The 15,036-nt window shown below is 52.6% G+C and carries 15 protein-coding genes, 1 pseudogene and 2 riboswitches; of the genes and pseudogenes, 13 read left to right on the top strand and 3 right to left on the bottom strand.

Annotated elements, in window-relative coordinates; genetic code table 11:
- Window positions 1-17: 17 nt before the first annotated feature.
- Both MN084_RS00410 and MN084_RS00415 read right to left on the bottom strand, forming a co-directional pair.
- Window positions 18-332 carry a cell division protein ZapA gene (locus tag MN084_RS00410; RefSeq protein ID WP_241085312.1) on the bottom strand — a complete coding sequence of 105 codons (315 nt, stop codon included), beginning with the start codon at window positions 330-332 and terminating at the stop codon, window positions 18-20.
- Window positions 329-562 carry a TIGR02449 family protein gene (locus MN084_RS00415; RefSeq protein ID WP_241085311.1) on the bottom strand — a complete coding sequence of 78 codons (234 nt, stop codon included), beginning with the start codon at window positions 560-562 and terminating at the stop codon, window positions 329-331. Before MN084_RS00415 ends, MN084_RS00410 begins: the two co-directional genes overlap by 4 nt.
- Before the next feature lie 106 nt (window positions 563-668).
- Here MN084_RS00415 and MN084_RS00420 point away from each other — a divergent pair, with 106 nt between their 5' ends.
- The 13 genes and pseudogenes from MN084_RS00420 (at window position 669) to msrA (ending at window position 14,326) form a co-directional block, all read left to right on the top strand.
- Window positions 669-1,226 carry a UPF0149 family protein gene (locus MN084_RS00420; RefSeq protein ID WP_241085310.1) on the top strand — a complete coding sequence of 186 codons (558 nt, stop codon included), beginning with the start codon at window positions 669-671 and terminating at the stop codon, window positions 1,224-1,226.
- A complete protein-coding gene (gene pepP, locus MN084_RS00425) occupies window positions 1,223-2,530 on the top strand; it encodes a Xaa-Pro aminopeptidase (protein ID WP_241085309.1) in 1,308 nt (435 codons plus the stop codon). Before MN084_RS00420 ends, pepP begins: the two co-directional genes overlap by 4 nt.
- 48 nt (window positions 2,531-2,578) lie before the next feature.
- On the top strand, window positions 2,579-3,802 hold the full coding sequence (gene ubiH / locus MN084_RS00430; RefSeq protein WP_241085308.1) for a 2-octaprenyl-6-methoxyphenyl hydroxylase: 1,224 nt from the start codon (window positions 2,579-2,581) through the stop codon (window positions 3,800-3,802).
- A complete protein-coding gene (locus MN084_RS00435) occupies window positions 3,795-5,027 on the top strand; it encodes a UbiH/UbiF/VisC/COQ6 family ubiquinone biosynthesis hydroxylase (RefSeq protein WP_241085307.1) in 1,233 nt (410 codons plus the stop codon). Before ubiH ends, MN084_RS00435 begins: the two co-directional genes overlap by 8 nt.
- A gap of 91 nt (window positions 5,028-5,118) precedes the next feature.
- Window positions 5,119-5,207: riboswitch (glycine riboswitch) on the top strand.
- Between the two features lie 13 nt (window positions 5,208-5,220).
- A riboswitch (glycine riboswitch) is annotated at window positions 5,221-5,316 on the top strand.
- Between the two features lie 50 nt (window positions 5,317-5,366).
- Window positions 5,367-6,458, top strand: coding sequence for a glycine cleavage system aminomethyltransferase GcvT (gene gcvT / locus MN084_RS00440; RefSeq protein WP_241085306.1), 1,092 nt, complete (start codon window positions 5,367-5,369; stop codon window positions 6,456-6,458).
- Between the two features lie 47 nt (window positions 6,459-6,505).
- The gene (gcvH, locus tag MN084_RS00445; protein ID WP_241085305.1) at window positions 6,506-6,901 is read left to right on the top strand and encodes a glycine cleavage system protein GcvH; all 396 of its coding nucleotides are present in this window, start codon (window positions 6,506-6,508) and stop codon (window positions 6,899-6,901) included.
- Between the two features lie 5 nt (window positions 6,902-6,906).
- Window positions 6,907-8,304: an aminomethyl-transferring glycine dehydrogenase subunit GcvPA gene (gene gcvPA / locus MN084_RS00450; protein ID WP_241085304.1), complete on the top strand. Its 1,398-nt coding sequence runs from the start codon at window positions 6,907-6,909 to the stop codon at window positions 8,302-8,304.
- Between the two features lie 6 nt (window positions 8,305-8,310).
- Window positions 8,311-9,765 (top strand): aminomethyl-transferring glycine dehydrogenase subunit GcvPB, encoded by a 1,455-nt coding sequence (gcvPB, locus tag MN084_RS00455; protein ID WP_241085303.1) that lies wholly within the window; start codon window positions 8,311-8,313, stop codon window positions 9,763-9,765.
- Window positions 9,765-10,139, top strand: coding sequence for a diacylglycerol kinase (locus tag MN084_RS00460; RefSeq protein ID WP_241085302.1), 375 nt, complete (start codon window positions 9,765-9,767; stop codon window positions 10,137-10,139). Before gcvPB ends, MN084_RS00460 begins: the two co-directional genes overlap by 1 nt.
- Window positions 10,140-10,263: 124 nt before the next feature.
- Window positions 10,264-10,578: a hypothetical protein gene (locus MN084_RS19010; RefSeq protein ID WP_445083928.1), complete on the top strand. Its 315-nt coding sequence runs from the start codon at window positions 10,264-10,266 to the stop codon at window positions 10,576-10,578.
- Between the two features lie 92 nt (window positions 10,579-10,670).
- Window positions 10,671-11,592, top strand: a pseudogene (locus MN084_RS00465) (IS256 family transposase); the annotation flags it as partial.
- A 657-nt stretch (window positions 11,593-12,249) separates the two neighbouring features.
- Window positions 12,250-13,572, top strand: coding sequence for an IS5 family transposase (locus MN084_RS00470; RefSeq protein WP_330178250.1), 1,323 nt, complete (start codon window positions 12,250-12,252; stop codon window positions 13,570-13,572).
- Window positions 13,573-13,714: 142 nt separating this feature from the next.
- The gene (gene msrA / locus MN084_RS00475) at window positions 13,715-14,326 is read left to right on the top strand and encodes a peptide-methionine (S)-S-oxide reductase MsrA (protein ID WP_330178509.1); all 612 of its coding nucleotides are present in this window, start codon (window positions 13,715-13,717) and stop codon (window positions 14,324-14,326) included.
- On the opposite strand, the gene MN084_RS00480 is transcribed toward msrA, so the two are convergent.
- Window positions 14,307-14,993 (bottom strand): SIMPL domain-containing protein, encoded by a 687-nt coding sequence (locus MN084_RS00480; RefSeq protein WP_241085299.1) that lies wholly within the window; start codon window positions 14,991-14,993, stop codon window positions 14,307-14,309. The genes msrA and MN084_RS00480 overlap by 20 nt on opposite strands.
- Between the last annotated feature and the right edge of the window lie 43 nt (window positions 14,994-15,036).

The following is a 15,036-nucleotide window of genomic DNA, read 5'->3' on the forward strand; positions in this document are numbered from 1 at the left end:
GGCTAGCGCCAATTGACTCAAAATTCCAGCTGATTCTCTTGATGCAGCGCAACTTCAATCTTATCTTGCATGTTGCGCAAGCGCAGGCTGACCGTTTTCGAAGAGTCTCCTTTGCTGTTTTTGTGCTCCAGCAGCGCGTGGGCTATGTTCAGCGCGGCCATCACGGCAATACGGTCAGTACCGATGATTTTCCTGCCTGATCGGATTTCCCGCATTTTTTCATCGAGAAATTGCGCAGAAGAGAGCAGGCTCTGCTCTTCCTCTCTGGGGCAGACTACACGGTACTCCTTTTCCAGAATATGTACGGTGACGGGGATGCTGTCCTGAGTCACGGGTGTGTTTCCATGGATTTAAGCCGGGTGATCATTGCCTCAACACGGCTTTTTGCCAGCTCGGTTTTTTCAATCAGTTTAGCTCTTTCGGCAATAAGATCATCCTGTTTTCCCCGGAGATTCCTGTTCTCTTCTGTTATCCGGGTTAGGTTGCGGATGAGCTCATCCACGCGAACTTCGAGGCGCCGGAGGTCCAGCTCTGTTCCAGTATTTTGATCTTCCACTCTCATAGTGCTCAATATAGGGGGCTAAGCCCAACGGGTCAACGGTATCTATCACGTATCTAATCCCATTCTCGGTTATTATGATTCGTTGAGACCCTCTTTGGATATATGAATGATGTCTGATATTCCCTTGAATTACGAGCTTGTGGCGCGGCAACTGGCCTCGGCAGATGTTGAGCTCAGCGGTGCAGAGGTGCATGGCATGCTCTGTGGGCTACTCTGCTCAGGGCGCGAAGATGCCCATGTGTGTTGGTCTGGAGAGCTGTTATCAGGCCAGGATGATGGGGACCTCCTGCTGACGGAGTGTCGTAATACATTGGATCAGATGTATCGTGAAACCTCTTCTGCCATTAATGGGCCCGGTCTGGGGTTTACCGTTTTTCTGCCGGATGATGAAACGCCGGTACAACAACGGGGAGAGGCCGTGAGCGATTGGTGCCAGGGGTTTTTGTTTGGTGTCGGCCTGAGTGGCATCGATCCTGAGGCGCAATTATCCGCGGCGACCCGGGAAGCATTGGGCGATTTTTCCGAAATCAGCCGCCTAGATGTCGCTGCTTTCGGAGAGAATGACGAAGAGGACGATGCGTTGATAGAGATAACAGAATTTCTGTGGGTTGCCGCCACGCTAGTGCATAGCGATCTTGTCAATGGTCCAACGGAGCGCTCATGACTGTTGCTGAGTATAAACGCCGCCGCCATCAGCTGATGCGTATGATGGGGTCAGGCAGTATTGCGATTCTCCCCTCTGGACCCGTGGCACGGAGAAACCGGGATGTGGATTATCCCTATCGACCAGACAGTGATTTCCACTATATGACGGGATTCCCTGAGCCTGACGCGGTCGCTGTGCTTATTCCCGGGCGCAGTCACGCAGCATATGTTCTTTTTTGCAGAGAACGGAATCCGGAAAAAGAGGTGTGGAATGGAGCCCGGGCGGGCCAGGATGGCGCCCGCGAAACCTATGCTGCCGATGACTCCTTCCCCATTGGGGATCTGGATGACATATTGCCGCGCATGCTTGAGCAGTGTGAACGGGTCTATTATGCCATGGGCTGTAATCCTGAACTGGATAAACGGATGTCGGAGTGGATTAAGGATATTCGCACCAAACCCAGAATGGAGGTTCAGGGACCTCTGGAATTTATCGCTCTGGACCACTATCTTCACGACATGAGGCTCTACAAGAGCCGGTCCGAAATTAAGGCCATGCGCACGGCTGCAAAGATTTCGTCAAAAGCACATAAACGAGCCATGAAATTTTGCCGTCCGGGTGTGAAAGAGTGGCAGGTCGAGGCTGAGATTGTCCACGAATGCGCCCGGGCAGGTGCCCGTGATCAAGCCTATCCTCCCATTGTCGGTGGCGGATCAAATGCTTGTATATTGCACTATATCGAAAACAGTGATGAGTTGAAGGATGGCGACCTGCTACTCATCGATGCCGGTTGCGAGTATACGTGTTATGCATCGGATATCACGCGCACTTTCCCGGTGAATGGCAAATTTACTCCTGCCCAGAAGGCTCTTTATGAATTGGTGCTGAAAGCTCAGCAGGCCGCCATTGAGAAGGTACAGCCGGGAAGTCACTGGAATGATCCCCACGATGCGGCGGTGAAAGTGATTACCAAAGGTTTGGCTGAACTCGGCATTCTGAAGGGGCGTGCATCGACGCTGATAAGAAATGAACATTATAAACAATTTTATAAGCACCGTACCGGCCATTGGCTGGGTATGGATGTTCATGATGTGGGCGACTATAAAATAGATGGCCAATGGAGGCTGCTGGAACCGGGTATGGCATTGACCATCGAGCCCGGTCTCTATATTCCAGCCGGTACCAAAGGCGTTGCCAAGAAGTGGTGGGACATTGGTATCAGGATTGAAGATGATCTGGTGGTAACAAAAGATGGTCACGATATCCTCTCCAAGGATGCGCCAAAAAAAGTAGAGGAGATCGAGGCCTTGATGGCAGGATGATAGAAAAGGGACGCTTTGTATTTGTCAGCTGGATATCTGGCGAGAGCTATGAAAACCAATTTTGATGTCATAATTATCGGCGGAGGTATGGTAGGTGCGAGCCTGGCCCGCGCCTTGGCGGCCACCAATCTGCGCATTGCGATAATCGAAGCGGCTTCTCTCTATTCCACCCGGCAGCCGAGTTATGACGATCGTGCTATTGCCCTTGCATACGGAACACTCCTTATCCTCGAAGGCATTGGGGTATGGCCTGAACTGGAGCCGGACGCCGAACCCATACGCCATATTCATATCTCTGATCGTGGGCGCTTTGGCTTTACCCGCCTGGATCACCAAGAGCAGGGTGTTGCCGCATTGGGTTATGTGGCCACCGGCCATGCGCTTGGGCAGGTGCTTTTAAAGGGGTTGGGTCAACTGTCGAACCTGATGCTTTTCTGCCCTGCTTCGCTGAACTCTTTTGATCTCTCTGCCGACGGTGTCGAGGTGCGGATCTCTCTGGAAGAGGGCGAGCAGATACTGCAGGGCAAGTTATTGGTTGCGGCAGATGGCGTTAACTCACTGGTGCGCGAGCAGCTTGATATCAGCATCAAGGAGTGGGGATATGGTCAGACTGCCGTGATCAGTAATCTCACCCCTGGTATCGAACCGGAAGGTGTCGCTTTTGAGCGTTTCACCGATGCGGGACCTATGGCGTTGCTGCCATTGACTGGTGGGCGCTATGGCTTGGTCTGGACCCTGGACGATGCTGATCTGGATGCGGTGATGGGGTTGGATGAAGCGGCGTTCCTGGAACGAGTGCAGGGGCGTTTCGGTTATCGCCTCGGGCAGTTTCAAAAGGCGGGAAAGCGCTCCTGTTATCCGCTGAAGCTGGTTCGTGCTTCTGAACATATACGCCAGCGTGTCGCCCTCATTGGTAATGCAGCTCATGCTGTCCATCCGATTACCGGGCAGGGTTTTAATCTGGGTATCCGGGATGTTGCCGTACTTGCCGACGTGTTGGTCGATGCCGCTAAGCGCGGGCAGGATATAGGATCATTACCGGTATTGGAGCGCTATGCCGATTGGCGTAAGCACGACCAGGAGGCGGTGGCTCTGATGACGGACAGTCTGGTGCGGATTTTTACCAATCCACTATTGCCTGTCAGAATGATCCGCAATCTCTCAATGTTGGCGCTGGATCTGATGCCGGGGCCGAAGCGGTTCCTGACGCGCCAGTTTATGGGGCTGAACGGCCGACTGCCAAAACTCTCAAGGGGGCGCTCTCTTGTCTGAATCTGAAACGGAGATCATCACCTGTGATCTGGCTATCGCCGGTGGCGGTATGGTGGGTTGTGCGCTTGGCTGTGCGCTGGCTGAACAGGGCTTTCGGGTTGCTGTTATTGAGCTTAACGAACCAAAAAAAGACTGGCCGGTGGATGAGGTAGACCTGAGGGTCTCTGCCCTGACCCGGGCTTCACAGCATATTCTTGAGAACCTGGGCGTATGGGAACACATGAAACGAATGCGGGTCAGCCCCTACCAGGAGATGAGAGTCAGGGATGCCGGTGGTCAGGGAAGTATCCATTTTGATGCCGCGTCCATCGGTGAGCCGGACCTGGGGCATATCGTTGAAAACCGGGTTACCCAACTCGCTCTCTGGGAACGGCTGGATGAAATAGATGGGGTGACCCGTATCTGTCCCGATTCAATTGAGCAGATAACGTTGGGGGATAAGCCTCATTATCTGGAATTAAAAAGTGGGAAACAGCTCCGGTTTGACCTGCTGATTGGCGCTGAAGGCGCTACCTCTCCGGTGCGTGAAATGGCCGGTATCACCTCCAGTGGTTGGGCCTATGATCAACACGCCATCGTGGCTACTGCCTGGCCTGAACAGCATCACGGTGATGTGGCCCGGCAACGCTTCATGGCCGACGGCCCTCTGGCCTTCCTGCCGATAGATGATGGACGTTGCTCCATCGTCTGGTCCACTTCGCCCGCTGAAGCGGACCGGCTCATGGCCCTGGATGATGACCATTTTTGCCAGGAGTTGGCTGCGGCTGGAGAGTATATGCTCGGCCGGATTACCCGGGTAGGTCCCCGTGGTGCTTTTCCCCTGCGCCTGAGAAATGCCGACCACTATGTGTTGCCGGGTCTGGCGCTGATCGGTGATGCGGCACACGGCATTCATCCCCTGGCTGGTCAGGGAGTGAATCTTGGTTTAATGGATGCAGCGACTCTGGTGGATGTGCTGGTGGCGGCGCGGGCAGCAGGACACGCCATTGGCTCCATGGCCACACTGCGCCGTTATGAGCGGGCACGCAGAGGTGCCACCATCGGTATGCTGGGGGCCATGGATTTTTTCAAGCGCCTGTTCAGCAATGAAAATCCCCCGTTGACCCTGTTGCGTAACCTCGGTCTGAATCTGGCGGACGCATCCGGCCCGGTAAAACATCTGATGATAAGGCGTGCCATGGGGCTGGTGGGTGAACTTCCCTCCCTGACGATGAAAAAGTTCTAGGAGGCTGATGTAACCGGGTCGTAAGGGTTGCGGCCACTGAAACCTTGTGTTGGCAACCGGGCCAGCTAGCTGTATATTCAGCCATTCAATCCAAATCCCTGTGGGAGAGGCCGGCTCAACGCCGGCGCCGAAGGCGCAAACCGTCTGGAATCGCTCAGGCAGAAAGACCGCGGGGGAGGGGGATTCAATTTCCTGGATTGACTCTGGAGAGTGGCCGTAAGGCCCACCGACGGGGCTGGGGCTGGTTTTACTGGCTTCAAACTCTCAGGTTTTGGACAGAGGGGCGGCGCAAGGGATGGACTCTTGCGCCGCCTTTTTGTTTATTGGAGAGAGATCCTGATGAGAAACAGAACTGTTCTTTTTGATGTTCATAACGAAATGGGCGCACGTATCGTTCCATTTGGCGGCTGGGATATGCCACTGCACTACGGCTCCCAGATGAAGGAGCATCACGCAGTCCGTCGCGATGCCGGGATGTTCGATGTTTGCCACATGACCGTGGTCGATCTTACCGGTCCCCGTGTTCGCGACTTCTTACGCTATCTGCTGGCTAATGACGTGGCCCGCCTGAAAGATTCCGGCAAGGCGCTTTATAGCTCCATGCTGACGGAAGAGGGCGGGGTTATCGATGACCTGATCGTCTATTACATGAACGACGAATGGTTCCGTATGGTGGTCAATGCCGGCACAACGGAAAAAGACCTAGCTTGGCTGAGACGTCAGTCACCGACATTCGATGTGGTGGCGAATCCTCGCTTTGATCTCGCGGTGATTGCCGTTCAGGGGCCTGAGGCTAGTGAAAAGGTGCTGCCGCTATTGCCCCAAACTCTACGTGATGACGCAGCTCAGCTGAAACCGTTCCATGCCGCTGAGGGTGGAGAGTGGTTTGTGGGTCGTACCGGTTATACGGGTGAAGATGGCTTTGAGGTGGTACTGCCTGAAGCCGAGGCAGTGGCCTTCTGGAAGGCGCTGGCAGAGGCCGGTGTTGCACCCTGCGGGCTGGGTGCACGGGATACCCTGCGACTGGAAGCGGGGATGAATCTGTACGGCTCTGATATGGATGAATCGATTTCGCCACTGGAGGCGGGGCTTAACTGGACTATCGCCTGGGAACCGGCAGACCGTGACTTTATCGGCCGTTCGGCAATTGAGCCAAAAAGAGGTAATCCTGACAACCGTCGTTTTGTCGGGTTGGTTTTGACCGGCCGGGGCGTGCTGCGGAACCACCAGAAACTTTTTTCCGGCGACGATGAGATTGGTGAAATTACCTCTGGCGGGTTTTCTCCTACACTGGAAAAGTCGATAGCCTTGGCGCGGGTGCGGGCGGATATCGGAGCGAGTTGCGATGTTGAGATCCGAGGCAAGCGGATACCTGCAAGAGTGGTCAAGCCGCCATTTGCACGGAAGGGTAACTCCTGCATTGAGAATTAACAGCTAAATTCAAACAACGCTGATTCAGCGTCTTGAGGGGAATATTGATGAGTAATGTACCGAGTGATTTGAAATATACCAAGAGCCATGAATGGATCAGGGATGAGGGCGATGGCACCGTCACTGTGGGTATCACTGAGCATGCCCAGGAGCTGCTGGGTGATCTGGTATTTGTTGAACTCCCTGAAGTGGGCGCCAGTGTCGATGCCGGCAATGAGTGTGCGGTGGTCGAGTCAGTGAAAGCCGCTTCTGACGTCTATAGCCCGGTAACCGGTGAAGTGGTTGCGACCAATGAAGCGTTGGCCGATGCTCCCGAAACAATCAATCAGGATGCCTTTGGCAATGGCTGGTTGTACAAGGTGAAACTGGATGATGTGGCTCAATTGAGCGACCTGTTGGATGCCGATGGCTACCTTGCAGTGATGGAATCAGAAGAGCACTAATCAGCATGCCATTTATCCCACATACTGAAGAAGAGGTTCGAGAGATGCTAGAGGCCATTGGCGCTTCAAGCATCGATGAGCTGTTTGATGAAGTACCACCGAGCCTGCTATGCGATGAGCTGACGTCGATTCCGCCCGCCCTTTCAGAGATGGAGATTGGGCAGGTTATGAGTCACCGGGCGAGAAAAGATGGCCAGGCCGCCTGTTTTATCGGCGCAGGGGCTTATGACCATCATATCCCGGCGGCCGTCTGGGAGATTGCAACCCGCGGCGAGTTTTACAGCGCTTATACACCTTACCAAGCTGAGGCGAGCCAGGGTACGTTGCAACTGCTTTATGAGTATCAGTCCATGATGACGGAGTTAACCGCCATGGATGTCTCAAACGCCTCTCTCTACGATGGTGCCTCGGGGCTTGCAGAGGCGGTGCTGATGGCGGTACGGGCCAACCGTAAATCAAAGTCGCGCCGGGTGCTAGTGCCGTGGACGGTCCACCCTGCCTATCGTCGGGTGGTGTATAATATCGTCAAAAATCAGGGGGTCGAGCTGGTCGAGCTACCTTTTGATCCCAAGAGTGGCCAAACCGATCCTGCGATCCTGGAGCAGTATAGTGGTGAAGATATCACCGCCCTGGTCATCCCTCAGCCCAACTTCTTCGGTGTATTGGAGGAGGTGGATCTTCTGACTGACTGGGCTTACGACAATAAAACACTGGCTATAGCAGTGGTCAATCCTTTGGCTCTGGCCGTGCTGACTCCTCCGGGGGAGTGGGGTGAACGTGGTGCCAATATCTGTTGTGGTGAGGGGCAGCCCTTGGGTGCACCTCTTTCATCGGGTGGCCCCTATTTTGGTTTTCTCTGTTGCAAGCAGAGCCTAGTACGACAGATGCCGGGGCGCATTATCGGGCGCACTATCGATCTGGACGGTAAACGGGGTTTTACCCTTACCCTGCAGGCCAGGGAGCAGCATATCCGGCGTTCCAAGGCCACATCCAATATCTGTACAAATCAGGGCCTGATGGTGACGGCGGCGACTATCCATATGGCGATGTTGGGCGGGGAGGGGATGGCACGTGCGGCGGCGGCAAGTCATGCCAACACCGCCGTGCTGGTTGAACAGCTCTCGGCTATTCTAGGTGTAAAACCACTGTTCAGCGGTGCGGTATTCCATGAGCGTGTCATCAAACTGCCGACATCGGCCAAAAACGTTCTGCGTTCACTCGCTGCTCATAATGTCCTTGGTGGTTTTGATCTTTCCAAAGACTATCCTGAACTGGGTAATGCCATCCTTGTCTGCGCCACTGAAAAGCGCACACAGGATGAGATGGATAGCTTTTCCCAAAAGCTGGAACGCGTTATCAATCTGCAGGGTGGCACACCCTGTCAGCTGGTCCCCAAAGAGTAATTTTTCATGCTGATATTCGAACACTCAAAAACGGGTCGCCGGGCCACAGCTCAGGCACCCCAGGAACAGGTTGAACTGACAGCAGTTCCAGAACGCTTCAGGCGTGTCAAAAAGGCGCAGTTGCCGGAGGTTTCCGAGATGCAGGCGGTGCGTCACTACACCCGGCTTTCACGGAAGAACTTCTCCATTGATACCGAGTTTTATCCACTGGGCTCCTGCACCATGAAGTACAACCCGCGGGGTTGTAACCAGTTGGCAATGTTGCCCGGTTTTCTCTCTCGTCATCCAGAGGCGCCTGCAACCCATAGCCAGGGTTTTATGGCCTGTATGTATGAACTCCAGGAGATGCTGAAAGATGTGACCGGTATGCGTGCTGTCTCCCTCAGCCCCGCTGCCGGAGCACAGGGTGAATTTGCCGGCGTGGCCATGATAAAGGCCTACCACGATGCCAGAAGTGATAACGAACGGCGCGAAATTCTGGTGCCCGATGCCGCCCACGGCACCAATCCGGCCTCAGCGGTGATGTGCGGCTATAAGGCGCGCGAAATCCCCACCGGTCCCGACGGTGATGTGGATGTGGCGGCACTTGCTGAAGTCGTGGGCCCTCAGACCGCAGGTATCATGCTGACCAACCCCTCTACACTAGGCGTGTTTGACCGGAATATTGTGGAAGTTGCCAGACTGATCCATGAGGCGGGTGGTCTACTCTATTACGATGGTGCCAACCTTAATGCCATCCTGGGTAAAGTAAGGCCAGGTGATATGGGATTTGACGTTATCCATATGAACCTGCACAAAACCTTCTCCACGCCTCATGGCGGCGGTGGACCTGGTGCCGGGCCGGTGGGAGTGAGCCAGCGGCTTGCCCCTTATCTGCCGGTACCGATGGTGGCATACGACGGTGATGAATACACTTGGCTCACAGAGGCGGATTGTCCGGAGTCTATCGGACGGTTGTCGGCGTTTGCGGGTAATGCCGGTGTGCTGTTGCGTGCCTATGTCTATGCCAAGATGCTGGGCCGGGATGGCATGCACCGGGTGGCGGAGTACTCTACGCTGAATGCCAATTATATGCTGAAGCAGCTACAGCGACTGGGTTTTGAGGCGGCCTACCCCGACCGGCGTGCCACCCATGAGTTTATTATCACTCTGCGCCAGCAAGCCAAAGAGCTGGGCGTGAATACCATGGATTTTGCCAAGCGCCTGTTGGACTATGGATTTCACGCTCCCACGACCTATTTCCCGCTACTGATACCGGAATGCCTGTTGATTGAGCCGACTGAGACTGAGGACAAAGCGACTCTGGACGCCTTTATTGAGGTGATGAGGATCATTCTTAAAGAGGCGGAAGAGAATCCCGAGCTGGTAAAGGGTGCCCCTTATTCCCTTCCCGTGAAGCGGCTGGACGATGTCCGGGCAGCGCGTGAACTCGATCTTCGCTGGCAGCCGGAACAGCGTTGATGGCAAGCCAGAAAGCAACGGGATTGCGGCGGATTATCAGTGCTTTTGGTTACTCCATCGCCGGGCTCAAAGTCTGCTATAAACATGAGGCGGCGTTCCGGCAGGAGCTTTTGGTACTCCTGGTGCTGTTGCCGTTAGGGTTGTGGCTGGGTCAAACGGGTGTGGAGCGAGCTCTGCTTCTGGGCAGTCTGTTGCTGGTCCCCTTGGTAGAGCTGCTCAACTCCGGGATTGAGGCGATTGTCGATAGGTTTAGTGGCGAAATCCACGAGCTATCCGGTAGAGCCAAGGATATAGGCTCTGCTGCCGTCTTTCTTGCTATTGCGCTTGCTTCAACTGTCTGGCTGTTAGTGTTGTCAGAGCATTTTAGTTGGTGACAAAGAGTTTGGCCTAAGGTCTCATATGTTCGAGTGGTGAAGGTCGTCATGTTCCCTTATTTACACAGGAGCACCGCAAATCGTGTCTTACCGTCATTTTGGTGCAAAAGAACGCCATACGCTCATGTATCTTTTGCATTGGCGTTTAAGTTATCGAGACACTGGTCGTCGTCTGGGCCGTCATCACACCAACATCTCACATAAAGTGAAACGCAATGGTCGACTCATGGCCTGTTACCGGGATGAGTTTGCACAGGAACGTGCGATGGCTCGACACAAGAAACCGAGGCACACTACTCGTAGGCGATCGCATAAAAAACGCCTGCATTATGTCATCGAGCGGTTACAGGAGGATTGGTCACCGGAAACAATGGCAGAACACCTCAAGCTGGATCATTCTCGAAGTGCATGTTTACGGATTAGCCCTGGAGGTGCCTAGTCGTCCCTGAAGTATCAGGCTGAGGGAGACAAACCTAAATGCTGTGTAACTGCCTATCATTAAACCCAAACAAGGGAGAGGGTAGGCAGCTGATCGACAAGAAAGAGCTCCAGGCGATAGCCCAGGCGGCCGCTAAAAACATCAAAACTGAAGAAGATCTCAACGAGTTTCGGCAAATGCTGACCAGGATCACGTTCGAGGCAGCACTCAATGCTGAACTGGCTGATCATCTTGGCTTTGCCAAGCATCAACAATCCGAAGCGAGTAATAGCCGCAACGGCACTACCAGCAAGACCTTGCAAACGGAAGATGGCTAGTTTGAACTGGATACCCCGCGAGATAGAGCGGGCAGCTTTGAACCTCAGCTAGTTAAGAAGCACCAGCGTCGATTTACCTCAATGGATGACAAGATCCTCTTCTTGTATGCCCAAGGTATGACAACCCGCGAAATCGTCACGACATTCAAGGAGATGTATGGGGCCGATGTCTCTGCCACACTCATATCCAAAGTCACTGATGTAGTTATCGAACAGGTTGTTGAATGGCAATCTCGCCCCCTGGATGCGATTTGTCCTGTTATTTATCTGGACTGCATTGTCGTTAAAATCAGGCAAGACAAGAAAGTGATCAACAAAGCGATTTACCTCGCTCTGGGCGTTAACCTGGAAGGCCACAAGGAATTATTAGGGATGTGGCTATCGGAGAATGAGAGGGGCCAAATTCTGGCTGAACGTGTTGACAGAGCTTCAAAACCGCGGTGTGAAGGATATTTTGATTGCCTGTGTCGATGGCTTAAAAGGCTTTCCTGATGCCATCAACATGGCCTTTCCGGATACCCAGATTCAGCTCTGTATCGTGCATATGGTACGGAACTCGATGAAGTACGTGCCTTGGAAAGACTACAAGCCTGTCACGGCTGATTTGAAAAAGATTTACCAGTCCATCACCGAGGAAGAAGCCTTATTGGCGCTGGATAAATTCTCTGACCGATGGGACAACAAGTATCCCCTAATCGTACCGAAGCCATTGATTCCCTGCTCGGTATCGCTCATCATTGCGCGCCACTGGCCATCCCCCCTGTACAAAAAAGATATCCACCTTCTGATTTCCCAGCAGACCGATATTTTCCACTGAGTCGGCAGTATTGACGATTGTCAGTTGAATCTTTTCCTGCTTGAGAAGCGCCTAATACCGCTGTGCAAAGAGATAATAGGCGCCTTCGTTCTGGCCGGTGGCAATCCGGATATGATCGGGAGGTGCAGGTTTTGAACTGGTAAGCGAGAACAGAGCCAACCAGAATGAGCAACAATGCCGGTCCGAAGATGTCTAGGTGTTCTTTTATGGAGTGGTTCTGTTGGCGGCTCACGGTAATCCCTGTATTTGATTTACTGTTTGTCTGGAAGGCGTGAAGAAAAAAGCAGCATATCCGATTAGCCATTTTTTTATAGGCTCACTATAGCCTTAATGGCGTGGCTTTTGGAATGTTGATGGTTGGCTCGGGAGAACCTTGTTTATTCTGTCTGGAAAGAGTGTCGGATATAGGTTAAATAGTCGACCCTGAAATATTTATAACGCAATGATTTATATAAAATAAGCATCTAAATTTGATAAAATAAACGTCCGTGAAAGGGGTAAAAGCAGAGAAAAACTGGACGAAACAGAGGTGGATAATTGAGCAAACCCAAGACAGCCAATCCCAACCAGCAAAGTTTCCTGCACCAGAACTTACTGGATCAGCTGAACCCCAAGCATCCACTTTTGCTACTGGCCAGACAGATAGACTGGTCATATTTTGATGCTGAATTTGCCCCGCTTTATTCTCATCTTGGAAAGCCCTCAAAACCCATCCGCCTAATGGAGGGCCTCTCGATACTCAAGCATCTGGAAGACCTCAGTGACGAGGTTCTGATTCAATGCTGGATACAAAATCCCTACTACCCGAGTTTTACGGGTGAGATCGAATTCCAATGGCAACTTCCTTGTGACCCCTCCGACCTGACTTACTTCAGAAAGCGTATTGGCAAAGAAGGTTTTGAAAAGGTCCTGGCTGCCTCTATCGCCTTACATCAAGAAAAGGCGATCGAAGATAAAATGTGTATCGACACTACCGTACAAGAGAAAAACATTACCTTTCCAACTGATGCAAAGCAGTACCGAAAGATACACGGGCAGTTACTCAAGATGGCCCGAGCAGAAGGTATCGTGCTCAGTCGAAGCCATGAGAAGGAAGTAAAAATTCTCAAGCTCCCCACCCGATTTGCCACACATCCGAGGAATCGTAAAAAGGCACGTAAGGCCGTCAAGCGATTAAAGACCATCAGCGGCCGATTACTGCGTGAAATACAGCGTAAGATGACCGGAGAACAACAGAAATTCTATGCAGAAAAGTTCGCCCTGTGCCAGCGCATGCTGAATCAGAAGCGTGCTGATAAAAACAAGTTGTACAGCCTACATGAACCTCATGTTTACTGTATGAGCAAAGGCAAGGCCCAGCAGCGTTATGAGTTTGGCACCAAGGCATCAATCACCACCACAAGGGACGCGGGCATTGTGATTGGTGCCCTGGCTTTTGAGAAGAATGTATTTGATGGTCACACCGTACCTGAGGTCTTGGCACAGGTGAAACGTCTCATCAATCGAGTACCCAAAGTGGGTACTGCTGATCGAGGTTACCGGGGCAAATCAAAGGTTAATGACACCCAGATAGTAACGCCAAAGCCTGCTAGGAAGAATACCTTAGGAGAAGCCATGGCATTAGCCAGAAAACGTTTCAGAAGACGAGCTGGCATTGAGCCTGTGATTGGTCACTTAAAGAGTGACCACAGGCTAAAAAGGAACTTTCTTAAAGGCTTTGCCGGGGATCAGATTAACTTGCTTATGGCAGCGGCTGCCTTCAACTTCAGAAAATGGATGAGGGAGGTTCTTTTTGTGCTGAAAAATATCATGTCCATACTGTTGTTCCTGTTTGCAAAACAGAAACAACAGTATTATTAAGTGCCTGGAATGAATATTTCAGGGTCGACTAAATAGAGTTATGAGTTGGTTTCTGCTTGGAAACAACACAGTAAGTTGTAAATTAATGGGCGCTATAATTAGCGACGAGGGCGAGAAATTGTTTTTTCGAAACAAAAGTGAGATGCCCGCGCCGGACCGGGCATTGCCGGGGCGCGTGTCACCAATGGCGGTACCGGAGAGCCACTATGTAAATGGTAACCCACTTCAGCCACCGTTCCCTGATGATATGGCGTACGCCATGTTTGGTATGGGGTGCTTCTGGGGGGCTGAACGCTGCTTCTGGCAGATAGAGGGGGTATTCAGTACGGCCGTTGGCTACGCTGCCGGCCATACTCCCAATCCGACCTATGAAGAGGTTTGTAGTGGCCAGACCGGCCATAACGAAGTGGTAAAAGTTGTTTTTGATCCGGGCCAGGTGAGCTATGAAACGTTACTGGAACTCTTCTGGGAGAGTCATAATCCGACACAGGGAATGCGCCAGGGCAATGACGAGGGTACTCAGTACCGCTCCGGTATCTATCTCTACTCTGCAGACCAGAGAAGAGCGGCGGAGCTCTCACTGTCGAACTATCAGCAGTCCTTGATCGACAAGGGGTTTGGTACCATTACTACAGAGTTGTTGGATGCCCCCGGATTCTATTATGCGGAGTCTTATCACCAACAGTATCTGGCAAAGAATCCCCGTGGTTATTGCGGCTTGGGGGGTACTGGAGTCAGGGTTTCAACTCAATAGTGCCGTTGATGTTGACCACGACCCGCTGGCTGCCGGCTTCCAGTGTCGGTGATGGGGCGCCCTTCAGCGCCATGGCCATGGCGCGCATCTGGACCGGTCTGGATGAAATGCCTGAGCCGTTGATGTTCATCTGCACTAGGCGGTAGCCGCTCTGTTCCATCTCGTTGCTGATCAGCGCTGCCCGTTGTTTAAAACGCGAAATGGCCCGGGCGATTAATTTATCCTCAATGGTTTTTCGGCCTTCAGGTGATAGCGCGTAAGAGATGTTACTGACGCCAAAATGCTCTTGCAGACTGCCGATAATCTTGCTGAGACTGGCTGCATCCCTGCTCTCCAGACGTATCGACTGGCGCACCCGCCAACCCGTTATCGACTGGTTTCGATAGATAGGCGAAGTGCTGTATTCCAGTGTCTGCACTTTGACGCCGGCAACCCGCTTGGCCTGTTTTACAGCCCGGCTGATGTCGTGATTTACCTCTCTTGCCAGACGGGCGGCATCATTTCCCTCCTGCTGGGCAAAGAGTACCGCTTTCAATATGTCATTTTCGACCGATTCTCCAGCGCTGACCGAGAGATTGATTCGATCATAGGTGAGAGGGGTTTCTGCCAGTGCCGTATTGAAACTAGCGAAAATGAGTACTGCTCCGAGAGAGATGATTCTGATCATGGCAATGCCCTCTGTAGATTATTCTGAATAAGCCAGTGCGATG

It is taken from the genome of Candidatus Vondammii sp. HM_W22 (genome assembly GCF_022530855.2).
Taxonomy (GTDB): Bacteria; Pseudomonadota; Gammaproteobacteria; order Chromatiales; family Chromatiaceae; genus Vondammii.

Coding starts and splice junctions, on each gene's coding strand:
- MN084_RS00415 (WP_241085311.1), bottom strand. CDS start 562: ATGAGAGTGGAAGATCAAAATACTGGAACAGAGCTGGACCTCCGGCGC.
- MN084_RS00420 (WP_241085310.1), top strand. CDS start 669: ATGATGTCTGATATTCCCTTGAATTACGAGCTTGTGGCGCGGCAACTG.
- pepP (WP_241085309.1), top strand. CDS start 1,223: ATGACTGTTGCTGAGTATAAACGCCGCCGCCATCAGCTGATGCGTATG.
- ubiH (WP_241085308.1), top strand. CDS start 2,579: ATGAAAACCAATTTTGATGTCATAATTATCGGCGGAGGTATGGTAGGT.
- gcvT (WP_241085306.1), top strand. CDS start 5,367: ATGAGAAACAGAACTGTTCTTTTTGATGTTCATAACGAAATGGGCGCA.
- gcvH (WP_241085305.1), top strand. CDS start 6,506: ATGAGTAATGTACCGAGTGATTTGAAATATACCAAGAGCCATGAATGG.
- gcvPA (WP_241085304.1), top strand. CDS start 6,907: ATGCCATTTATCCCACATACTGAAGAAGAGGTTCGAGAGATGCTAGAG.
- gcvPB (WP_241085303.1), top strand. CDS start 8,311: ATGCTGATATTCGAACACTCAAAAACGGGTCGCCGGGCCACAGCTCAG.
- MN084_RS00460 (WP_241085302.1), top strand. CDS start 9,765: ATGGCAAGCCAGAAAGCAACGGGATTGCGGCGGATTATCAGTGCTTTT.
- MN084_RS19010 (WP_445083928.1), top strand. CDS start 10,264: ATGTATCTTTTGCATTGGCGTTTAAGTTATCGAGACACTGGTCGTCGT.
- msrA (WP_330178509.1), top strand. CDS start 13,715: ATGCCCGCGCCGGACCGGGCATTGCCGGGGCGCGTGTCACCAATGGCG.
- MN084_RS00480 (WP_241085299.1), bottom strand. CDS start 14,993: ATGATCAGAATCATCTCTCTCGGAGCAGTACTCATTTTCGCTAGTTTC.